General features: G+C 50.4%; 15 protein-coding genes. 13 read left to right on the top strand and 2 right to left on the bottom strand.

The features are described 5' to 3' along the window. Both lpxB and surE read right to left on the bottom strand, forming a co-directional pair. Positions 1-1,137, bottom strand: coding sequence for a lipid-A-disaccharide synthase (gene lpxB, locus LDN30_RS09465; protein WP_223926402.1), 1,137 nt, complete (start codon positions 1,135-1,137; stop codon positions 1-3). 44 nt (positions 1,138-1,181) lie between these two features. Further along, positions 1,182-1,955 carry a 5'/3'-nucleotidase SurE gene (gene surE / locus LDN30_RS09460; protein ID WP_223926401.1) on the bottom strand — a complete coding sequence of 258 codons (774 nt, stop codon included), beginning with the start codon at positions 1,953-1,955 and terminating at the stop codon, positions 1,182-1,184. 160 nt (positions 1,956-2,115) lie between these two features. Between surE and LDN30_RS09455 the strand changes: the two genes are divergently transcribed. From LDN30_RS09455 to LDN30_RS09395, 13 genes are all read left to right on the top strand, one after another. Continuing rightward, positions 2,116-2,880, top strand: a complete 765-nt coding sequence (locus LDN30_RS09455; RefSeq protein WP_223926400.1) for a ParA family protein — start codon at positions 2,116-2,118, stop codon at positions 2,878-2,880. Positions 2,881-2,882: 2 nt separating this feature from the next. Beyond that, entirely contained in the window at positions 2,883-3,788 is a 906-nt protein-coding gene (locus LDN30_RS09450) for a ParB/RepB/Spo0J family partition protein (protein WP_223926399.1), read from the top strand. 19 nt (positions 3,789-3,807) lie between these two features. Next, on the top strand, positions 3,808-4,614 hold the full coding sequence (locus tag LDN30_RS09445; RefSeq protein ID WP_223926398.1) for a DUF5683 domain-containing protein: 807 nt from the start codon (positions 3,808-3,810) through the stop codon (positions 4,612-4,614). Between the two features lie 14 nt (positions 4,615-4,628). Further along, positions 4,629-6,908 carry a RelA/SpoT family protein gene (locus LDN30_RS09440; protein ID WP_223929339.1) on the top strand — a complete coding sequence of 760 codons (2,280 nt, stop codon included), beginning with the start codon at positions 4,629-4,631 and terminating at the stop codon, positions 6,906-6,908. A 240-nt stretch (positions 6,909-7,148) separates the two neighbouring features. Then, complete coding sequence (locus LDN30_RS09435) at positions 7,149-8,129, top strand: pectinesterase family protein (RefSeq protein ID WP_223929338.1); 981 nt, start codon at positions 7,149-7,151, stop codon at positions 8,127-8,129. A gap of 294 nt (positions 8,130-8,423) precedes the next feature. Then, on the top strand, positions 8,424-11,633 hold the full coding sequence (locus LDN30_RS09430; RefSeq protein ID WP_223929337.1) for a SusC/RagA family TonB-linked outer membrane protein: 3,210 nt from the start codon (positions 8,424-8,426) through the stop codon (positions 11,631-11,633). Between the two features lie 18 nt (positions 11,634-11,651). Next, entirely contained in the window at positions 11,652-13,481 is a 1,830-nt protein-coding gene (locus LDN30_RS09425; protein ID WP_223929336.1) for a RagB/SusD family nutrient uptake outer membrane protein, read from the top strand. Positions 13,482-13,505: 24 nt separating this feature from the next. Next, complete coding sequence (locus tag LDN30_RS09420; protein WP_223929335.1) at positions 13,506-13,958, top strand: hypothetical protein; 453 nt, start codon at positions 13,506-13,508, stop codon at positions 13,956-13,958. Positions 13,959-14,030: 72 nt separating this feature from the next. Then, a complete protein-coding gene (locus tag LDN30_RS09415) occupies positions 14,031-15,068 on the top strand; it encodes a hypothetical protein (protein ID WP_223926392.1) in 1,038 nt (345 codons plus the stop codon). 1,104 nt (positions 15,069-16,172) lie between these two features. Then, positions 16,173-18,026, top strand: a complete 1,854-nt coding sequence (locus LDN30_RS09410; protein ID WP_223926391.1) for a pectate lyase — start codon at positions 16,173-16,175, stop codon at positions 18,024-18,026. Positions 18,027-18,159: 133 nt separating this feature from the next. Continuing rightward, positions 18,160-21,381 carry a pectinesterase gene (locus tag LDN30_RS09405; protein ID WP_223929334.1) on the top strand — a complete coding sequence of 1,074 codons (3,222 nt, stop codon included), beginning with the start codon at positions 18,160-18,162 and terminating at the stop codon, positions 21,379-21,381. A 1,012-nt stretch (positions 21,382-22,393) separates the two neighbouring features. After that, entirely contained in the window at positions 22,394-23,122 is a 729-nt protein-coding gene (locus LDN30_RS09400) for a type II restriction enzyme NmeDI-related protein (RefSeq protein WP_223926389.1), read from the top strand. A 164-nt stretch (positions 23,123-23,286) separates the two neighbouring features. Next, entirely contained in the window at positions 23,287-24,333 is a 1,047-nt protein-coding gene (locus LDN30_RS09395; RefSeq protein ID WP_223929333.1) for a DNA methyltransferase, read from the top strand. Positions 24,334-24,595: the final 262 nt, after the last annotated feature.

Raw genomic sequence — 24,595 nt, 5'->3', positions numbered from 1 at the left:
CTATTTCCAAAGAAGTCCGTAGATGGTCTGGGCGGCGTTGTCGGGTGCTACGGCATCGCCGAGGCGGTCGCTTACGGTCTTGTAGCCATCGAGCTGGGCATCGCGGTTGGTGTGGCCGGGAAGAATATTGTACAGTGCGTTTGCGATGTTGTAAACGCTGAAGCGGTCGGCAAAGAGCTCCGGCACAATCTCGCGGCCTCCGATAAGGTTTACAAGCGAGATATAATCGACCTTTATTATATGATTGAATCCGAAGCGGATGAGTCGCGGGACGGGCGTCTCGTAGCATACCACCTGCGGTACGCCGAGGAGGGCTGTCTCTAAGGTTGCCGTACCACTCGTCACGAGGGCGGCAGTGGAGTGGGATAGGAGCTGGTAGGTCTCGTCGTCGACGGTTTTCACCCGTGTGCCCTCGATGAAATTAGTGTAGTAGGCACTTTCCACCGACGGGGCGCAGGCCAGGACGAGCTCATAGTCGGCAAAACGGTCCGCTGCCGCAATCATCGCCGGCAGATTGTCCTTAATCTCCTGTTTGCGACTTCCGGCCAACAGTGCTATTATAGGCCGGCCGTCGAGACCATGACGGGCGCAGAAGGCCTCTTTGGTCTCGTTGTACGACGTACGGAAATTGCGCACCTCCTCAGCTGTCGGGTTGCCGACATAGTGGATGGGGTAGTGGTGGCGTTTCTCGTAGAAGTCGACCTCGAAAGGCAGGATGGAGAACATCTCGTCGACATCGCGCTTGATGGCCTTGATGCGCCATTCCTTCCATGCCCATATCTTCGGCGATATGTAATAATAGACACGGATATTCGTCTTGGCATGGAGGAACTTGGCTATGCTCAGGTTGAAACCGGCATAGTCGACAAGGATAACGACATCGGGCTTCCACTCGACGATGTCCTGCTTGCAGAATTTCATGTTCCCCATAATCTTGCGCAGGTGGAGGAGAACGGGCACGAAGCCCATATAGGCCAGATCGCGGATGTGGCGCACGCATACACCGCCGACAGCCTTCATTCTGTCGCCGCCGAAGAAGCGGAACTCGGCTATGGGGTCCACTTTCTTCAGCGACTCCATGAGGCGGGAGGCGTGGAGGTCGCCGCTGGCCTCGCCAGCTATCAGATAATATCTCATAGACGTTTCAAACTTTAAAATAGGTACGGAACCCGTGTGGGGCGCTATTCGTTCCAGTCGCTCATAGCGCTTATCTGGTCGTAATCGGTGACGTCAACACGTGTGGGCGTGACGGCAATATATTTGTGGGCTAAGGCCCAGCGGTCGTTGTCAGTGGCTCCGGGTTCATCGTCGCGGTACTCGCCCACCATCCAATAGTAGTCGTAGCCCCGTGGATGATGGCATTTCACCACCTCGTTAATCCAACTGCCGAAGCCCATGCGGCATACGCGGACACCGGCAAATTGCTCTGTCGAGGGGTCTATCTTTGGAAAGTTGACATTGAGGCACACACCCTTGGGCAGACCGTCGGTGAGAACGCGGCGGACCATATCGCGGACGTGGTCGCGGAGATAGCTCAGGTCGGCATTCTCGTTGTAGTCGCAACTCGAGAAGGCTATTGAGGGTATATACTTCATACAGCCCTCGAGGGCCACGCCCATAGTGCCGCTATAGTGATTGTTGACCGAGGAATTGTCGCCGTGGTTGATGCCGCCAAGAATGAGGTCGGGGCGACGACCGCCGCAAAGCCGGTCGAGGGCTATCTTCACACAGTCGACAGGTGTGCCGTTGCACGACCATACATCGGCACCGGGGATGTTATGCCGCTGTTTCAGACGGAGATAGTCGACAGCCGAGAAGGCACATGAAAATCCTGAGCGTGCTGACTCGGGAGCGCAGACAAGGATGTCGGCAAAATCGGATAGAAACGACACAAGAGTGCGGATACCATTGGAATGATAGCCGTCGTCGTTGGATATAAGGATAAATGGTCTCATATTAAAAGCCTGTTTTTTTTCGATGCAAAAGTACGAAAAAAGGTTCATAAATAACGCAATCTCGAATAAAATATGTACCTTTGCGCATTGAACCCTTATATGTTACAGACGTAAAAACTGAGTTCATCAGGATAAGGCAGAAGATTAGAGAAAATAAAATATGGGAAAAATCATTGCATTAGCTAATCAGAAGGGTGGAGTCGGCAAGACAACCACAACCATCAACCTCGCAGCGTCGCTGGCAACGCTGGAGAAATCGGTACTTGTCGTTGACGCTGACCCACAGGCGAACGCCAGCAGTGGTCTCGGTGTGGACATCAAGGAGGTGGACTGCTCCATCTACGAGTGCATCATCGACCATGCCGACATTCACGACGCCATCTATGAGACCGACATCGAAGGACTGGACATCGTCCCGAGCCATATCGACCTCGTCGGTGCTGAGATAGAAATGCTTAACCTCGACAACCGCGAGAAAGTGCTCAGCAGAATCCTCGAGCCTATACGCGACGACTACGATTTCATACTCATCGACTGTAGTCCGTCGCTCGGACTTATCACTGTCAATGCTCTGACGGCAGCCGACTCGGTGATTATCCCTGTGCAGTGTGAGTATTTCGCACTCGAGGGTATCAGCAAGCTTCTCAACACGATAAAGATTATCAAGAGCAAGCTGAATCCGAAACTGGAGATTGAGGGCTTCCTGCTGACGATGTACGACCAGCGTCTGCGCCTTGCCCGACAGATATACGACGAGGTGAAGCGCCACTTCCAGGAGCTCGTCTTCAAGACGGTCATCCAGCGCAATGTCAAGCTCTCGGAGAGCCCCAGCCATGGTCTGCCGGTAATCTTATATGATGCCGACTCGACGGGCGCAAAGAACCACCTGGCTCTGGCCAAGGAAATAATAGAGAAGAATAAGTAACAATGGCAGTACACAAGAAATATAACCGAAACGCCAAGACCAACGCCTTAGGCCGCGGTCTCGACGCCCTCATCTCCACCGGTGATGTGAACACCGAGGGCAGCAGCACCATCAACGAGATAGCCATCGACCAGATAGAGGCTAACCCTAACCAACCGCGCCGGGAGTTTGACCCGGAGTCGCTTCAGGAACTTGCCAACTCGATAAAGCAGCTCGGTCTTGTGCAGCCAATAACGCTGAGGCAGATATCGGAGAATAAGTTCCAGATTATCGCCGGTGAGCGCCGCTGGCGGGCATCACAGTTGGCGGGGCTGAAGGCCATACCGGCTTATATCCGTACGATAAAGGACGAGAACGTTATGGAGATGGCCCTCGTGGAGAATATCCAGCGCGAGGACCTCAACGCCATAGAGATTGCCCTTGCCTATGAGCATCTGTTGGAGAAAAGCGGAATGACGCAGGAACGCGTTGCCGTAGAGGTGGGCAAGAGTCGTGCTGCCGTGGCCAACTACCTGCGACTGCTCAAACTGCCGGCACAGGTGCAGATGGCTCTGCAGAAAAAGGAAATCGACATGGGACACGCTCGTGCCCTGCTGTCGCTCGACTCGCCTTCGCTGCAACTCAAGCTGTTCAAGGAAATACAGAAAAACGGCTACTCGGTGAGAAAGGTGGAGGAACTGTGCCAGCAGCTGAAGAATGGCGATGACATTCAGACAGCCAAGAAGAAGGTTAAGGCACGGGCACAACTGCCACAGGAATTCGAGGACCTGAAGAAACGGTTGTCGACATTCTTCGATACGAAGGTGCAGATGACATGCTCGCCGGCGGGAAAAGGAAAAATCAGCATTCCTTTCGCCAACGAGGAGGACCTTGAGCATATAATGAATGTTCTGGACAAGATAAAGTAATACTTCTATGCTTCAGGCAATGAACGCATATCTGACAAGGATGGTGCTGCTCGTCGTAGCAGTATTCTTCTCTCTGACTGTAGCCGCACAGGTGAACAGCAGCGACTCTATGAAGGTGATGTATCCCGAAGGAGGCACTGTCACACTCACCCCGAGCGCAAGGCACAACCGTCCGGCACCCGCGGACAGCAGAATGGACAGTGCGGCGGTGGCTCGGGAGAAGTACTGGAACGACGACTCCCTCGACAACGCCGCTCAGCTGCTCGATACGTCAACACCCCTGACGATGAAGCGCAAGGACAATAAGCGCGACTGGACAACATGGCGGCCAAACGCTAAAAGGGCGTTATGGCTCGCGCTCGTCATCCCGGGCGGTGGACAGATATATAATAGGAAATACTGGAAGCTGCCGATATTCTATGGCGGCTTCGTAGGATGTATATATGCCATAACGTGGAACAATCAGATGTACCACGATTATGCGCAGGCCTATATGGACATTATGGACAACAACCCGGAGACAAAGAGCTACGAGCAGTTCCTGCACTTCGGCAATCAGGTCACCGACGAAAACAAATCGCGCTATCAGGAACTCTTCAGAAAACGGAAGAACAGATTCCGGCGCTGGCGCGACTTGGCATCGTTTGTCACTATAGCCGTTTATGCGGTGTCGGTCATCGATGCGTATGTCGACGCGTCGTTGTCCGATTTTGATATCTCTCCCGACCTGTCGCTTCACATTGCGCCGCGAGTGATGAACGACGGGATGTCGGCTAATCCATTGCAATCTTCAGCCATCGGTCTTGGTGTGGGACTGAGGTTTTGATAACTTTTTAGCTTATGAACGACAACATTACTCCAACCGAAAGAACTCTCGCCGATAAGAAGATGGTCGACGACGCGTTTCAGCATCTGCTTGACACTTACCTCGCTTCAAGGCACAGGAAGAAAGTGGACATTATTACGAAGGCGTTCAATTTCGCAAGGCAGGCCCATAAAGGTGTGCGCAGACTGTCGGGCGAACCATATATCATGCATCCTATAGCCGTGGCGCAGATAGCGTGCGAGGAGATGGGACTGGGCTCGACAAGCATCTGTTCGGCACTGCTCCACGATGTTGTTGAGGATACCGACTACACGGTTGAGGATATCGACAATATCTTCGGTCATAAGATAGCTCAGATCGTTGATGGACTGACGAAGATAAGCGGTGGAATCTTCGGTGAGCAGGCCTCGGCACAGGCTGAGAACTTCAAAAAGCTACTGCTTACGATGAGTGATGACATTCGTGTCATACTGATAAAGATTTGTGACCGTCTTCACAATATGCGCACACTGGCATCGCAGCCTGCCAATAAACAATATAAGATTGCCGGCGAAACGCTGTATATCTACGCCCCGCTTGCCAACCGCCTGGGATTGAACAAGATAAAGACTGAACTTGAGAATCTCAGCTTTAAGTTTGAACATCCCGATACCTATGCGGCCATAGAGAAGAAATTGTCGATGACGCAGGCTCAGCGTGATGATCTGTTCAAGAAGTTTACCGACCCTATCCGTGAGTCGCTCGATAAGATGGGATTCAAATATCACATCAAGGCGCGGGTGAAGAGTCCGTACTCCATTTGGAGTAAGATGCAGAAAAAGCATGTCACGTTTGAGGAGATATATGATATCCTCGCCGTGAGAATTGTCTTTGAGCCAAAGAACAGGGAGGACGAGATTAACGAGTGTTTCCAGATTTATGTTGCCATAAGTAAGATATACAAGAGTCATCCCGACCGTCTGCGCGACTGGCTCAACCACCCGAAGGCCAACGGCTATCAGGCTCTGCATGTTACGCTGATGTCGAAGCAGGGACAGTGGATAGAGGTGCAGATACGTTCCGACCGCATGGACGAGGTGGCTGAGCAGGGCTTTGCCGCTCACTGGAAATACAAGGAGGGCGGTGAGTACACCGAGGATGAGGGTGAACTCAACGACTGGCTGAGGACGATAAAGGAAATACTCGACGATCCGCAGCCCGATGCCATGGACTTCCTCGATGCCATAAAGCTGAATCTCTTCGCATCTGAGATATTCGTATTTACGCCGAAAGGTGAGATAAAGACGATGCCGGCAGGGTGTACGGCCCTCGACTTCGCATTCCAGATACATACATTCCTTGGAAGCCACTGCATAGGAGCAAAAGTCAACCATAAGCTGGTGCCGTTGAGCCACAAGCTGAAAAGTGGCGACCAGGTGGAAATCCTTACGTCGCAGGCTCAACATGTGCAACCGTCATGGATAAATTTCGTCACCACGGCTAAAGCCAAGAGCAAGATTCAGGCTATACTGAATAAGGAACACCGTGAGATTCAGCGTCAGGGCGACGAGACTCTGAGACTGTGGCTGGAGAAGAACGGACTGGAATACAATCACTCCGTACTCGACAAGATTTGTGAACTTCATGACTTGCAGAAGCATGAGAGCCTGTTGTTCGCTCTCGGCGACAAGAGCATCATCCTCGGCTCGATGGAGCTGGAGGAGCTAAAGAAGAAGGCAAAGAACAAGAAACAAACGTCGGGATGGCGGCGGATAGTGCCTTTCATTGGTAAGGACAAGACAAAGGAAACAAAGGAAGAGGAGAAAAAGGAGACTGAGAAATTCGTTGTCGGTGAGAAGTTCGACAAGAAGAAAGCCTTGATAATCAGTGAGGATACAATAGGTAAGTTCTATTTCCCACACTGCTGCCATCCTATTCCCGGTGATGATATCCTCGGTTATATCGACAATAAGGGTCATATAGAGGTGCACAAGCGCACGTGTCCTGTGGCCTCAAAGTTGAAAGCAAGTTTCGGAAACCGCCTTGTTGACGCTAAATGGAGTATGCACAAGCAGCTCTTCTTCGACGCGGTAATCGAGATTAGAGGCATCGACCGCAAGGGACTGCTGAGAGATGTGGCCAATGTGGTGTCGGATCAGCTCGGGGTGAATATCCACAAACTGACCATCGGCAGCGACAACGGAATTTTCGACGGAAGCGTCGAACTGCGTGTCCACGACCGTGATGAGGTGCGGGTGATTATGGAGAACCTGAAAAAGGTTAAGGATCTGCAGGAGGTACAGCAGATACTATAGCTCTCTCCATTTCCTTAGCTTTCAGCCGTCATCCTGTCGGCGTATTACCGTTGGCAGGGTACAAATGATAGCTTTCAACTTTCGGCAGATTTAATTCTACCGTTAGCGTGTGCTATTTGCGTGGTAGGACTAAGCGGTAAGCACCCGGTTGGAACGGCATTGAGAAAATGGCTGCGCCTTGAGACCGTCGAAAGACTATGATGAACAAACATTCAAACTACACTAAATATTAAAACGATCATGAAAAAAATTATTCTTCTGCTGTTGCTTGTATGCTCGTTGAGCGTTCAGGCACGTGGAAAATTTGACAACACCGATACTATCACAGTGGCAAAGGATGGCAGCGGACAGTTTACGCGCATCAATGATGCCATTGAGGTGTGCAGGGCTTTCATGGAATACAAGAAAGTGATATTCGTAAAGAACGGCATCTATAAAGAGAAAGTCGTTGTGCCGTCGTGGCTTACGAATATCGAAATTGTCGGTGAGGACCGCGATAAGACGGTCATCACCTTCGACGATTATGCCAATATCACCTCGCCGGTGACGGGTCTGCCTATGGGCACCTTCCGCACATACACTGTAAAAGTGGAGGGAACGGACATCACATTCCGAAATATTACGATAGAGAACAACGCCCCGAAACTCGGACAGGCTGTGGCTCTGCATACCGAGGGTGACAGGCTGGCGTTCGTCAACTGTCGGATTCTTGGTAATCAGGACACTATCTACACCGGTACGCCTGGTACCAGACTTTATTTCCTTAACTGCTTTATCAGCGGAACGACCGATTTCATCTTCGGACCGTCGGTGGCTTGGTTTGAGAAATGTGAACTCAGAAGCCGTGCCGACTCGTATGTCACTGCGGCGTCGACACCAAAGAACCAGAAGTACGGTTACATATTCTCGCATTGCCGTCTCACCGCTGAGCCTGGAGTAACAAAGGTCTATCTCGGACGGCCATGGCGACCTTATGCCTATACATTATTTATATATAGCGAACTCGGCAGCCATATCGTAGCTGCTGGATGGCACAACTGGAAAGACTATCACGACCCGGCGGGCGAGGGTATCGTTCGCTATGCCGAATATGGCAACAGCGGACCGGGAGCTGATGTTGCCGGAAGAGTTTCTTGGATGCATCAGCTGACAAAGAAAGAGGCTGCTGCGATAACGACGGCCAATGTTTTTTCTGAAACTGACTGGATTCCAGCGAAATAGGAACGTAAACGTTTACTTAACAAATGTGAACGTAAATGATGTAGTGTTAATATTACGAAAATATTATGCCAATACGATTGTAGTATAAATATATTTTGTAATTTCGCAATGAAATTTAATCATGAAAAAGGGAGTAGTACGCCCTGAAGCGAACGGATGCAGAAGTGTCTACTAAAACAACGGCTTGGAGCGCGTTAACAGCGCGTCAGAGCGCACCAACTGAGAAGATAATATCTATCTAATAATGTATAACTAAAACAAACGTTTATGTATCTTCAAATCAAAAAGGCCGCAATGGCTCTATTTTTGAGTCTGTTCTGTTTTGTTGCTTACGCGCAGCAGACAGTAACGGGTACTGTAAAGGATGCAACGGGAGAGCCGATGATCGGCGTAACAGTCCTGGCTGATGGTAAGCCGGTGGCTGTCACCGACCTTGACGGTAATTTCTCTATTCCCGACTGCAAGCCTTCTACGGTAGTCAAACTCTCGTATGTCGGTTATAAGGACCAGCAAGTCACCGTGGGCAACAAGAGCACTCTTAATTTTACCATGCAGGAGGACAACAAAGCTCTCGATGAGGTTGTCGTCGTCGGTTATGGTACTATGAAGAAGTCTGACCTTACAGGTTCTATTTCTTCTGTTAACAGTGAGGATATCGTTGCCAAAGGTGCAAGCAATGTGCTTAGTGCTATGCAGGGTTCTGTTCCAGGTGTGAACATCACCCAGACAACAGGTCGTGCTGACGGTGGCATGAACATTGAGATTCGTGGTAAATCGTCTATCCAGTCTTCTACAAAGCCTCTGTATATCGTTGATGGTGTGATGACTTCGGATATCGACTTCCTTAACGAGCAGGATATCGAGAAAATCGATATTCTCAAGGATGCATCTTCAACAGCTATCTATGGTTCACGTGCCACAGCCGGTGTCGTGATGATTACCACTAAGGGTGGTCTTGGCATTAAGAAAGGTTCTAAGCCAAGCATTTCTTATGATGGTTATTACGGTGTGGCTGTTGTCAGCCGTATGCCGGACTTCCAGAACGCAGATGAGTTCTACAAATATCGTTTCCTGAAGTTCCAGGGCTACGCTGGTGCTACACCATCTCCTATGAACAGTCATCCTCTTTACGAGATGACTCAGGCTTACTATAACCAGGGCATGCTTCAGGCTGTTCAGGGTGATTATTCTTCTCCTTCTGTGCTCAAGCAGATGCTGGCAGCAGGTGAGGACTACGACTGGCCTTCACAGGTAACTCAGAATGGCCGTCAGCAGAACCACTACATTTCTGTCAATGGTTCTTCTCAGGACATCAGCTATAATATGGGCCTCGGTTACAATGATGTAGAAGGTGTATATAAAGGTGATGAGCAGAGCAAGATAACCTTCAAGGGCGGACTTGATGCCAACATCAACAAGTGGCTCAATGCCGGTTTCGACTTCAATATGGCTCGTATCAAGCACGACTACGCCAACGACGAGGGTGTGCAGGAGGCTTTCCGTATGAATCCTTTCATGCGTCCTTTCGATGAGGATGGCAATATCATTACCAATCCTGGTAATAAGACTGCCCTCGGAACCAATGGAAACCAGTTCACCGACTCTTACAGCCCATTGGTTATCATGCAGAACGGTAAGCGCAACCGCACTACATACCGTGTTCTTGGTAATGTTTACTTGAACTTCAAGCCTTTCGATGGACTGACTTTCAAGACAACATTCTCGCCTAACTATTCTAACTATATTGATGGTCAGTGGACCGGTGATGCTACCGGTGATACTCCTCAGGCTACCCGCACTACATATCGTAGTTTCGGTTGGACATGGGATAATGTGCTGACTTATAATAAGATATTCAACAAGATTCATCGTTTGAACGTGATGGGTCTGTACTCTATGGAAGGTGGTAACTCGGAGTCGGGTACAAACACCTTCAATAATCCTTGGGCAGGAACCTACTGGTACAATCTTGGTAAGGTCGGTCTGACAAAGGAAGATGGTTCTCTGAACGTCATCAAGGCTGATAACAGCTATTCGGAGAGTGAGATGGTTTCTTATGCTTTCCGTCTTAACTACACACTGCTGGATCGTTATATGTTCACAGGTACTGTCCGTTGGGATGGTTCTTCTAAGTTCCGTCGTGGTCATCGTTGGGGTTCTTTCCCATCATTGGCTCTCGCTTGGCGTATGTCAGAGGAAAAGTTCATCAAGGATAACCTCAAGTGGGTCAGCAACTTGAAGCTCCGTCTCTCTTATGGTGTTACTGGTAACAACACGGGTATCTCTAACTACGAATGGTATCAGGGCATCGTATCGGGTTACTACTATCCATTCGGTGCAAGTTATGTAAACGGAAGCTATCCTGACGGAATCAAGGATGCCGATATCACATGGGAGAAGTCTAATGAGTGGAACCTCGGTCTCGACTTCGGTTTCCTCCGCAACCGTATCTTTGGTTCTGTTGATGTATACCGCAAGACATCTAAGGACCTTCTCTTCGGTGTAACCCTGCCTCTCGAGGTTGGTGGCATCCAGATGACTACAAATATAGGTTCTGTACGCAATACCGGTGTTGAGGCAAGTGTTACTGGTGTCATTATCCAGAATAAGGATTGGAACTGGACCGTTACAGCTAACTACTCTCACAACTCTAACCACATCAAGGAAATCGACGGAACCGGCAACGACTTCGTATCGAGTAAGCTCTTCCTTGGCCGTGGATTCAATGTTCAGTACGGCTATCAGTATGGTGGTGTAGTTTCTGACCGCGAGATGACTGTTCCTGACAACCAGGCTGCTGTCAGCCATGGTTTCACACCAGGTTCTAAGGTTCTCGAGCGCGACTATTATTATAATGTATATGGCTGGACCGAGGGTAATCCTATCGTAAAGGATATCAACGGTGATGGTTCTATCAACGAAAATGATAAGCGCGTCATGCGTGGCGACCCTGCATGGATTGGCAACCTTTCGACAACACTGTCGTACAAGGGATGGGATTTCAGTGCTACTCTTTATACAAAGCAGCACTACTGGATTTCTTCAGCCTTCCTCAACAGATACTGTGATATGGGTGACCGTGGTCGTGGCCGTCTTAACATGGACTACTACATCCCGGCTGGAACACTTATCGACTGCGATGGTGTAAACGCTGACGGTACATACATTAATCCTAAGTATCAGCAGACCACCCACTACGGCAACTATCCTTTCCCGAATAATGGTGGATCTAATGGTGGTACGAACAACTCTTACTATACCGATGCCATTCGTTATCAGAACATCTCCTTCACGAAGATCAAGAATATCACTCTTGGCTACACCTTCCCGAAGAACTGGACCTCTAAGTTCGGATGTTCTACCCTTCGTCTTTACATGACGGTCACCAACCCATTCGTCATCACTGGTTTCAAGGGCTTTGACCCAGAGTGGGCTGACGCTTCTCTGAAGAACGATGGTCCAAGCACAACAACATGGCAGTTTGGTGCTAACATTAAGTTCTAATCACAAACAGCAAACAAAATGAAAAAGTCAATTATATATTCCGTAGCCATTATGATGAGTGCCGCTTCGCTTGTCAGTTGTAATGACTTCCTGGATGCGCAAAATAAATCGGCTGGTGAGAGTGTCAACGAGCACTTCTCCAATGCTCAGGGCGTTAAGGAGGCCCGCGCTTATGCCTTCAATGCTTTGAAGAGCATAACGGCTAACTACGAACTCAATTGCGCAGGTACCGACCTTTACATAAAGGTTCGTGGCGGTGACCCTGGCGATTGCCATCGTTACGCTCTCAATGCCGAGAATTCAAGTGTTACGAGTTTCTACAAGAACTCTATGGCTGCTGTGCAGGCTGCCCAGTTCTATAAGTCGATAGCTGCCGATGGCTCTCAGGACAATGCAGAGTCGCGTTTCCTTGTCGACTATATCTACTATGGAATGACACAGCAGTTCGGCGGTGTTCCTTACATTGACCATTATGTGCAGGATGCCAGCCGTAACTATCCTCGTGCTTCCGTCGATTCAATCTACGATGTGTCGATTAAGGACCTGCAGGATATCTACAACGCTAATGTCCTTCCTGAGACTGCCCATGATGGTAGCGTTAGCAAGCAGGCTGTTGCCACGCTTATTGCAAAGTATTATCTTGCAAAGGCTTGGGATGTTGATACCCGTCTTAACGACGCAAGTAAGGGAACTTATACCGTCACCTCTACCGAGAATTTCCAGAATGCTGCTCAGTGGGCTGTCAAGGCTATCAATGGTCAGGCTCTTAGCGAGACTTTCGAGCAGAAGTGGGCTCCTTCAAACGAGGGCAACTTTGAACAAATTTGGTCAGTTCAGTACGAGAAGACTGGTTATCCTGGCGATGCCTCTAAGGGCGGTCACGGCCTCCAGTCGATGTTCGGTGACTACTATGGCCCAAGTACACAGTCAGGCTATAAGCGTGTTGGTTCTAACGGTGCACAGAGCGAGAAGGCTCTTTATCTCTGGGATCGCGGTGACGACCGTTATGAGGGCACTTTCATGACCAAGTTCTACAACGCCAAGAAGACAGAGGACGGCTCTTCGTTCGTTTGGCCTAAGACTGGCTATTATGCTTATTACAACTGTACAAGTGCTGAGCTCGCAAGTCTGCCTTATGGTCTCCGTTACTTCCCGGCTTACACTACCACAAGTGAGGCTGAGGCTGAGTTCAAGGCTAACAAGGATAAGTACAAGAAGGGTGATTACGCCAATCAGATTATTGCTTACATTCTCTCTGTTCCGGCTTATCGCTATACTTTCGATGCTAATGGTAACTATAAGCGCGAGAAAGTATCGTTCACTGAGCTTTGCAATGCCGTCAATGGTGGCACAACTGTCAAGAAGTGGGATGATCCTAACACCGACCTTCTTGAGGATATCTCAAAGAACGACTATCGCGATATCGTTGTCTTCGACCTCAGCGATGTTTATCTGATGGCTTCAGAGGCTTATCTGATGGCCGGCAACACAGCAGAGTCGCTCCGTTATCTCAACGCTGTCCGTACTCGTGCCAACGCCAAAGCTCTGAACTCGTTCGCCGAGTATGAGCCAAGCTACACAGTGCCTGCATCATTTGGTGAGGTTACTCCGCTTGACGTTATCCTTGATGAGCGTGCCCGTGAACTTTACGGTCAGTTCTATCGTTGGGAGGAACTCCGTCGTACAAAGCAGCTTGTCCGCTACAACATCGCTTTCAACGACTATATCAGCAGTGCTGCTGACATGAGCAACAACAAGGGCGAGATTAAGTGGCTCCGTCCAATACCTGCCGACGCTATCAACGGTAACTATGGTCTTACTCTTGAGGATCAGAATCCTGGATACTAAACCATAATTTAAAAATTAATAAAAATGAAGAAAATCATATATTCACTTTTTGTCATTCTGGCATTAAGTTGTATCTTTGTATCATGCAGCGATGATGATGGCGATGCACCTGCTCCAGCAGGCAATCCTGCTGAGGCTGCTGCAGGAACGTATACAGGTACGTGGTGTCGTGTTCTCAACAACGATACCGTAAGAGGCGAGGGAACCCTCACCATTGCCCCGACCGACTCAATGTACTGCGCTGACTTCACGTTCGAAGCACCCACACTGGACTTGAAGGCTTCGTCCGTGGCCAACATCGCTTTTGCTGGTGCTGATGGCAAGTCGTTCAGTTTCAACAACACGCTCGGTGCTGATGGTCTTGGCGATTTCTACGGTCAGATAACAAACGGGGTTGCAACTGTTAAGTTCTCAAAGGAAGTCCGTGTAGGACGTAAGAGAAACATTTACAACTTCTCGTTCGAAGGAACTAAGTAATTAAACCTAACGGGAGCTCGGACTTCACCGTCCGGGCTCCTTATAAAAACAATTAACTAAAACATTTTCATCATGAAGAAAACTTTACTTTTCGCTGCCGCTCTGGCAGCAAGTCTGGGTGCTTATGCACAGGACCTGGTGGTATTCAACACCGATAACTCATCTCTCTCTGATATTGAGAGTAAGTACACAGAACATACCGACAGTAAGGGTAAGGCTTACAATGCCGCTGATTTCGCTGAGGAGACAGTTATCGGTGATTGTGATGCTTTCACTGTTTATGCTTCTCCATCGGCTTGGTCGCTTAAGAGCAATAACGCTTTCGTTATCAACGGCTCTATGGATGTCGCCAAGGGCGGTATTCAGGGCGACACCAACCCTAATGTTTCAATGACACCGGGTGAAGGCCAGGAATTCGTAGAGCCGACAACGGGTTCTTACCTCATTGTCAAGGCTAAGAAGGATGGTTATGTATATGTATTCCATAAGGCATCTTCTAACAAGAACTATGGTGTCTTCGAAGAGGGCGTAGCTATTCCTTATAACTTCATCGCTCTGAGTAACAAGGAAACCCTCAAGAGCCCGTACTACTTTGAGGTAGCTGCTAAGCAGGTTACTGCTGACGGCGATACATACTATGTTGTTGACCGCGACAACGCTACTTATGCTAAGGGTATCGACTGGCCTGAGAATATCTGCACATCATTCCGTTCTGATGCTCAGAATGCTGACGGTACATGGAATAAGATTGGTGCCGGTGGTTCTGGTGTCATCTCTTTCCCAGTAGCTACAGGTCTCACTTACAAGATCACCGCTCAGGGTTCAAAGATCACCGCTTCTGCTGTTTGCTTCAACGCTACCAATGACTTGGCTGTTGCTGAGAAGGACGGCGATGGTGTTGTTACAAACCTCACCGATAAGGACCGTACCGATGGTAAGCCAAGCGTATGGCCTGAGGCTGGCACATCTGGCATCAAGGCTGTTGTCTCTGCTGACGGTAGTGTTGAGCTTGACACTAAAGCACCTGTTTACAACCTCGCTGGCCAGCGTGTCTCTAACGCTTACAAGGGCGTAGTTCTGCAGAACGGTCATAAGTTCATCAACAAGTAATCTTATCTGTTCTTTATGCATATAGAGCCGTACCTATCTTAGGTGCGGCTTTTTTAGGTTTGGTTGGCATGTATATCCCAGCATGAGCGGCTACCACTGCGTCCAGTGCTGCTCATTATCCTGCGACAATAACTGAATCGTGGAGTTCGTGTTATTCGTGCAAAATCTCCCTTGGCTGAATCTTTGCGGTCTTCGCGGCTTGGCGAGATAAAATTACCCCAATGGCAATAGGATGTGGATAAACCCCACCCCTACATTGGATTGGCGTGGCACCATGCCATCACCATGTTGCATCATGCCAACATAATACTGCATAGTGCGGTCGCAGTCTGCGTCTAACTTCATCACTTTCCCCCAAAAAGCATAAATCTCTATTCTGATTATCAGCTCATTATGGTTTATCAATGATGGTTTGGGGTGACGCATTGACAGTAGCCCCTTGAACGAAGAACGGTTAAATAGACAATCATAAATTAGAACCAAAACCGATAAAACCCTGTTGTCAGCGCCAAGGGCTTTCGCCCTTTGCCATTTGTGGTTTGATGGCTTGTGAGAGGCAGGGCCTCTCACCGCCCTCAACCCCAAATGACAGATTCTCCTCCGTCGGATCTTGGCGCTGACACAAAGGAAAACCTTCAAAACAGACCAACGCAACAGAGATATCGCTCTTCGGCAGTGTACGGATCTTTCATTTAAATTTTGACTGACGTAGCATAAATGTTGGTTTGATTGCCTTCTGACTTCATCTCTTCTATATCCATCCTTAACATCCCGACAGAAGGTTAACTTCTTCGTCCATTGCTCATATAGCATTACATTTATAATTTTGGGGTGACGCATTGACGAAGTAAGTACTCTCGCTTTTCATGCCTACTCCGTTCTGACCTACCCATTTTAATGCGCTTTCTACACCTGTCCTCGGTGTTGATTCCTACGGGCTAATCGTTTTTTGTGTCTGTCCGTAAACCTTTTCGTTCTTTTTAATACTTTTTTCTTGTTAGTTTTTCGATATTAGCGTAACTTTGCACGATAGAGTGTGTATAGTGCTAAGAGCACTGTTGTCACCAACCAATCTACTGAAAACAAAACAAACTAAATACATTCATGAAAGTAAAGTACATTATAACCGCTGTTGCCGCAGCTGTCAGTTGTGTAGCAATGGCTCAGGCTCCTGCCTTCCCCGGTGCCGAGGGTCACGGCCGTTACGTTACCGGTGGTCGTGGCGGTAAGGTTGTCCATGTCACTAATCTCAACGATTCCGGCGACGGCTCTCTGCGTGCTGCCGTCAGTGGCAGTGAGAAGAAGATTGTCGTCTTCGATGTAGCCGGTGTCATTCCTCTCAAGTCCGACCTGAAGATTGGTGCCAACACTACTATCGAGGGTCAGACAGCTCCGAGTCCGGGCATCACCGTCCGTTATTATACCGTCCGTCCCGACGCTAATAATGTCATCATCCGTTTCATCCGTTTCCGTCGTGGTCAGGAGAAGGATGTCAACGACGGTGCCGATGCCATCTGGACCCGCCATCAGAAAGGCATGATTCTCGACCACTGCTCCATCAGCTGGAGTATCGACGAGCTGGCCTCTTTCTACGATAATAACAACTTCACAATGCAGTGGTGCATGCTCGGCGAGGCTCTCGCCAATGCCGGTCACGGCAAGGGTGCCCACTCCTATGGCGGCATCTGGGGCGGCAAGCTCGCTTCCTTCCATCATAACTACCTCGGTTTCATGCAGAACCGCGTTCCCCGTTTCTGTGGTGCCCGCTACAACTGGACCGGTTATAAGCAGAATGACGATTTCAGCAAGTACAATTGGCAGAATGCCGTTCAGGCCGAGAATGTCGACTTCCGCAACTGCGTGATGTACAACTGGGGCAACGGCAACGGCTGCTACGGTGGTCCTGGCGGTGGTTTCATCAACATCGTCAACAACTACTATAAGGCAGGCCCCGGCACAACCAACAAGACCCGCGTCACCGAGGTTACAGTCGCCAACAGCAGCAACTCCAGCGGCAATAGCTGGTGCTTCGGCCTTGCCAGCCGTTACTACATCAACGGCAACTACGTCACAGCAGCCGAAGAGGGCAAACGCGCGAATTTCGACTGGAAAGGTGTCTATGTCAATGGCGACAAGTACACCGTCGACGGTGAAGTCTGCTTCCAGGATTCCGACCACTACTACGGTCCCAATGCACCATATAAGACATATACTAAGATGGTCCTCACGAAGGTTGGTCAGAATGGCCGCACCCCAATCTACGATACCACCTATGTGTCGTTCGATGTCCTTCCTGTGAAATCGGATACCGAGCTTGCTCCTCAGGGCGAGGTGACCACCCAGAGTGCTGAGACCGCCTACAGTAAGGTGCTCGCCTATTCGGGAGCCAGCCTCTACCGCGATGCCGTCGATGCCCGTTTCGTCAGCAATACCGAGGCTGGAACCACCTCATACACAGGCAGCAACGGCACAAAGACAGCCGGAATCATCGATTTCGTTGCCGACGATGCCGACAGCTACACCGAGAACACTCCCGGATGGGGACTCACCAAGTCGACCCTCGTCGATACCGACGGCGACGGCATGCCCGACGACTTCGAGACTGCCAACGGCCTCGACCCTAACGACCCTTCCGATGCCACCGCTTACACTATCGACGATCCCGCGAAGGGCGGCAAGGGCTGGTACACCAATATCGAGGTCTACTGCAACAGCCTTGTCGAGAGTATCATGAAGGCCGGCAACGCCGATGCCGTCAGTGCTGTCGACGAGTACTATCCTAAGGTCAACGTCACCAACGGCATTCAGCAGTCGTTCACCGACGATGCCCCCGTTTCGGTGCGCTACTACCTCCTCGACGGTACCGAGGTTCGCAATATCGATGCCGTCCACGGTGTCCTCCTACGCGTAGAAACCCTTAAAAACGGAAAACACGTGGCCCGCAAGGTCATGCGATAACCCTGAAGATGCGTTGAGCCCCCGGCGATGGGGGCGCAGCGCATCACCTTTGTATATATCTGACATCTATATTCAATTCTTTCGTTATCAACACTAATCTATTATTAATACAGTAAACTCTAATTTTTCAGCGATGAGAAAAACTTTATCCCGTTTAGGCACATTGTGTCTCATGCTCCTTGCGGCTGTTGTCGCCAAGGGACAAGATGTCATTGCGACGTGGGACTTCCAGCACATGGCTGCCGGCGCTGTCAGCATTGAGCACGGCTCCGGTACTGTGAATTCCGATGTCGAGGGCGTCGTCATGGAAGTCGATGCCACCAATGGCAAGTTGAAATCGCGTGGCGGCGATGCCCAGTTCAACGCCAACACCATCCTCAAGGTCCCGGTGAAGAGCTCGCGCGACCTTGTCACCGTCGTTTCCTACCCCGGCTACCACAACTACACCATCAGCGGTACCGCCGCTGCCGACGATTCCGTCACCGTGAAGGCCAAGACCGCCGATGTCCGTCAGGGCTATGTCGAGGTTGTGGGCACCGGTTCGAGCTACCTCTACCGGGTACGTGTCAACCAGGTGTCGGCCATCCAGGAGAAGAACCTCTACGACACCTCTTTCCCCGATGCCGAGTGGGGCACCTTCAGCCGTAAGGAGAATAACGACAATCCTACGGTGAAGACCTTCAGCACCAAATACAGCCACGAGAAGATAACCTTCACCCTCTGTGGCGTCGGTGTCGAGGATGTCAACAACTCTAAGTTCCCCGATGTCACCCGTGCCATGATCAGCGCCAAGTACACCAACGAGGTGAAAACCACTGAGCCTTACGCCGTTACGAGTGCTCTGGCCAATGTGACGAAAGTTGTCTTCCATCAGACAGCCACCGGCGGCAACCGCGGATGGGCCGTCGCTGCCCGCACTGCCGGTACTGAGAAGTGGGATACCCTCTACTATAAGGGTATCGGCAAGGCCAATGGCGAGGATATCACCATCGATGTCAACCGCGAGAATGTAGAGCTGAAATTCTTCAACTTCAACATCTCGCAGAACGCTTATATGAGCGAGCTTCATATCTACGGCAAGGTTGATATGAGCAAGACTCCGTCGTTAGCTACCTTCACCGCCAACGGTGTCACCTATCAGGCTGCCGACGTCTTCGACGAAGATGCCGACGGCAATAATGTCACGACCATCGAGATTTCGAAGAAGGACAAGATGATCGACGCTTCTAACCCTGTCACCGCCACCGCCGACAACGGCGAGCTCGGTACGATAACCTATGAGAGCGTTGCCAGCACCCTCAACGGCGACAAGCCCGAGTCGAAGGTCATCATCCCTGTCATCATCCCTGCCGGCGATGCTGCCGACACCGCCCTGTACGTCATCAACGCTGTGTGGAAACCCGACTATACCGTCAACTACTACGATGTCGACAATGCCACCGTCGTAGCCACCCAGACTGTCGAGAAGGATGCCGTCATCGCCGACCTCAACGACGGCAGCAATGTCACCGTCGCCAAGGGCAGCAAGTTCCGCGGCTGGCTCCTCGACCCGTTCAAGGACGAGAAGGCCGGTGCTGACTATGTCGTAACGGCCAATCCTACATCACTCTACGCTCTTGTCACCGACATCGAGGGCGATGAGGCCAACGAGCGCCACGAGTACAACTTCAAGAACCGCTACTTCTATCCCGAGGACCACGAGGCCCTCAACCTCAGCGGTGCCAACTACTACTACAACGGCAACCGCCACGGCTACGGCATGAACGGCGCAGGATCGTTCAGCGTCGATGTCAACGGCAATGCCACCGTCATCTATGAGGGCTGTGCCTACGATAACGCCGACAGCATCGTTGTCAGCGACAGCAAGGGCCGTGTTGTTGCGAATATCAAGAAGAACTCTGTCGATGGCACAAAGACCACATTCAAGTATGTCGGCGATGCCACCACACTCACATTCACTTTCGGCAACACCATCTACGTCCACTCGCTCACCGTCATCAACACCGGTACCGGCGATATCGCCAAGAATGCCGAGGGCTACTATGTCGCTACTGCCGGCGATGCCAACAGCGTGCTGAGCATCCTCGACATCATCCAGGCCAATGAGGACGGCAACAGCCGTGTGAAGGTGTTCCTGCCGAACGGCACATATCATTTTGGCCGCATGACCGAGAAGGAGTTCCCCGTGAACAATATCTCTATCATCGGTCAGAGCATGGACAGCACCATCCTCGTCACTGCACCCGATAAGTCGGTTGAAGGCCTGGGCTCCGCCGATATGTTCTTCAACACCAAGACGGGCATCTACTTCCAGGACCTCACCCTGCAGAATGCCCTTGCCTACTACGATGCTGGCTCAGCAGGCCGTGCAGCTGTCATCCAGGACCGTGGTAACCGCACTATATATAAGAATGTGCGTATGCTCTCTTATCAGGACACCTACTACAGTCAGAACAGTGCCATGCAGAGCTACTTCAGCGGCTGTGACCTCCACGGAACAGTCGACTTCCTCTGCGGTGGCGGTGATGTGCGCTTCGACAGCACAACCATCTCGCTCGAACCGCGTAACAAGGCTACCGGTGCCGGTGGCCGTACCATCACTGCTCCTACCACGACGACACGCTTCGGCTATGTCTTCGACGGATGTAAGGTCGTCGACCTCGCCACGAACGGTGCCGGCGACTGGAACTACGGCCGTACATGGCAGAACAGTCCTATCTGCGTGTGGCTGAATACCACCCTCGACGATGTGGCCGCAAAGACCATTGTGTCGTCGCGCTGGACACAGAAAGGTATGAACAACCGCGACCCGAAGGTCTTCGGTGAGTATAACACCATGGACGAGACGGGTAAGAATATCACCCCGGAGAGCAATATCATCACCTCCTACGGCGGCCAGTTCGAGACCATCCTCAACGCTGAGCAGGCTGCCGTCTATGCTTACGACAGTATGTTCACCAATTGGGATCCGCGTGCTCTGTCGTCGCAGCTGGCGGTGAAGAACGCCAAGAGCTCTGACGGTAGCCTCTCGTGGGATGCCACCGAGGGTGCCGAGGCCTATGCTGTCTTCGTCGACGGCAAGTTCGATGGCATCACTGCTCAGACTTCATACGCTCCCACCACTACCGGCAAGCGCTACGAGGTGCGTGCAGCAAATGCTATGGGCGGTTTCGGTCCGGCAGCAGTAGTGGCTACAGCTGACGCCATCGACAGCGTGACCAACAACAATGTCGTTGCCTACGACTACTACACCGTCGACGGCATGCGCCTGGCCAAGGCTCAGCGTGGTCTGAACATCCGTGTCAGCCATCTCGCCAACGGCTCAACAGTCACCGAGAAGATCATCGTGAAGTAAAAAACTATCAGTAGCGAATGCACCTCAGTGTGCGTTCATATCAACCGGAAAGTGCGGTCCTCATCGTAGGGTCGCACTTTCTTTGTCTTTGGCCACGATGTGCATGGTGCTGCACAATTGCGGCATGGTGTCACGCCAATCCAATGAGGGTGGGTTTTATCCCCATCTTACGGCCACGAAAGATTTGCCCTTTGCCACTACCAGCCCCAACGGGGCTGAATCATCAATAACCCCAGACTAAGCGAGTGATAACGAGCGCAGTCTGGGGAACATGCCGATAGCCATACATTCAGTGCCTCGAATACGCACAATAGCATGGAGTGCGCAAAAGCGCATATGTTCCTGCGCGTTCCGCTATTCAACCTCTCCGAGGCTGGTCGTGGATATCTTGCGCCTGTGTCCTACCCCAGACTGCGGTCGCTGCGCTCCCTTAGTCTGGGGTTATTGAGAATTAAGCCCCGTCGGGGCTTTCAGTGGCAGAGAATAACCAAAGATATGACCTCGCTAAGCCGCAAAGACCGCGAAGATTCCGCCAAGGCATTGTTTCTGCACGAATAGCACGAATTTCACGATTTATTTACGTTGTGTTCAGATTATGTGCGGCACAGTGCTGTTGCAGGGGCGGCATGGTGCCACGCCAATCCAATGTAGGGGTGGGGTTTATCCCCATCCTATTGCCACGGACGAAACCCATGGCAAATGCAGGGGGGGGTAAACCCTGCCGGCGGATGCGTACCACAAGTGTCTGTGTATCAGGTCAAAATACCTTGTGATGACGTTTGATTTATGGGTGCTGAGGACTCATCAGATTGAACTAATGGATATTTTTCTAAGATTGGTAGTGCTTGTAACGTAAAAAATATGTATTTTTGCAGTACCGGAAACGAGAACTTGTTATCGCATGGAGTGAGCTGCCGGGACTGCGGTCATCGAAAGGTGTGATGCTCAAAAGATTATCCTGCTCCGATAACCGGGGAAACGGATTATTAACTTAAAGGATTCGTAAATCATTATGACTCAGAAATATACACAGACGATGCAAGTCATTGATACCCTTCGAAAACACGGAGGGTACGCTACACTTGGTGAACTTTATCATCTTGTTGATACTTCATCGTGGAAAACGAAGACTCCGAACGAGTCAATAAGACGTATAGTTCAGAATTCTGCTGACATCTTCAGAATCCAACCGGGTCTGTGGGCTTTGGAGGAATGCCGTAACGAAGTATTGGATAAGTTCGATATCGTATCAAAGGATAATACCGATGACTCGATTTTCACCCATGGTTACTACCAGGGGCTTATCATCCAGATTGGCAATATGAAGCATTACTCCACCTATGTGCCAGCGCAGGACCAGCATCGAAAGTTTCTTGACAAACCATTGGCAGATATCTGTTCTTCTGTCATTCTACCGAACTTTTCATACGATGAGCTCACCAATCGCGCACGAACGGTTGATGTGATATGGTTTAATGAACGTAAGATGCCAAACAGCTTCTTCGAGGTTGAGCATACTACAGACATACAAAATTCGGTGGCCAAATTCTGTGACCTGAGCGATTTCTACAGCCGATTCTATATCGTCGCGCCTCAGAACCGTAAGGAGCAATTCCTCAAAGTGATGAATCGGTCGGCCTTCAAGGATATGAAAGACAGAATAAAATTCAGTAGCTACGAGACTATTTGTGAGGAATATGAGATGATGTGTCGCTTACAGACTAAGACGGATATGATTTAAAATAAAGATCATTTTTTAACTTATTCGTAGTGAGCTAAATTAGGTCAGAGTCTAATATAGAGATAGTTATGCGTCTTTGTGATTGATCATTTTTGATCAATAAAGTTAACTAATGATCTTATTGACCGTAGCAAATAAATTGATCGTAACTTTGTACAAGCCGAATGAAGTACAATGTTACGATCAACGAAACGCTTGCAAGGACCTTGCAGGTAGAGGCCGATTCACCGAAGGATGCTGAATCGGCCGTCAATCGGTTGTATCTTAACAGCGGTATAATTCTCTCGGCTGACGATTATGTTTCGACGGAGATAGCTGTTGACAGGAGTCAGCCTTACTATAAATCCCCCTCCAACGACTTCACCCTCATTCAGGGCGACTGCAATGCCACGTTGTCGAAGTTCTCTTTTGGGTTCGACATGGTGTTTGCCGACCCACCGTATTTTCTGTCCTCCGGTGGCATCAGCTGTCAGAGCGGTAGGGTGGTGTGCGTCAACAAGGGTGAGTGGGACAAGCCTAAGACACCGCAGGAGATGGACGCTTTCAACCTGCGGTGGCTGACATCGGTGCGGAGTCACATGAAGGACAATGCGACGATATGGATTTCGGGTACGTATCATAATATCTTCAGTGTCCAGCAGCAGCTTGTCCGTCTCGGGTTTAAGATTCTGAATGTGGTGACGTGGGCGAAGACGAATCCGCCGCCAAATATCTCGTGCCGTTATTTCACCTACAGTACGGAGTTTATTATCTGGGCTCGGAAGTCGGCAAAGGTGCCGCACTACTTCAACTATGATCTGATGAAGCGGCTCAACGGCGACAAGCAGATGACGGATGTGTGGCATCTGCCAGCCATCGCGCGATGGGAGAAATCGTGCGGTAAGCACCCAACACAGAAACCGTTAGGGCTGTTGGCGCGCATCATTGAGGCGAGCACGAAGCCCGGTGCATGGGTCCTCGACCCCTTCAGCGGCAGCAGTACCACAGGGATAGCTGCGAACCTGTTGGGACGGAAGTTCCTCGGCCTCGAGATCGAGGAGGAGTATTTAGCTATGAGTAGGGCGAGACGTGAGGAGATAGAGAACGCTGATGTCCGCACCGATTACCTCCGTCGGCTGGCGAAGAGTGGCAGTATCCTTCCCCCCGATGACCTCTTCGCCGCTGAGCCACAGCAGGATTATGGCAAGATACCGTGGCTGGAAGAGAGGTGAGACCCGCCCGAGCAAAGGAATCACGTTGGCAATCCGCTGATAGCTAACGAGTTGCACGCATCCACAGTAGGGGTGGGGTTTATCCCCATCCTCCCAGCGACGGACGAGAATTAAGGTGATTTCCCCGTAGCGACGGCCGAGAATTAAGGTAAATACCCCGCAGCTGTTAGGGTGGGGATAAACCCCACCCCTACTGTGGCTGAATGCAGCAACATGTTGAACATCAAGGTGTTGTATGCGTTCGTTTACGTTGTGAGGGTAG

It is taken from the genome of Prevotella lacticifex, assembly GCF_019973375.1.
GTDB lineage: Bacteria > Bacteroidota > Bacteroidia > Bacteroidales > Bacteroidaceae > Prevotella > Prevotella lacticifex.
Note: the sequence above shows the minus strand (reverse complement) of the source record. Positions and strands in the feature narration are given on the sequence as shown.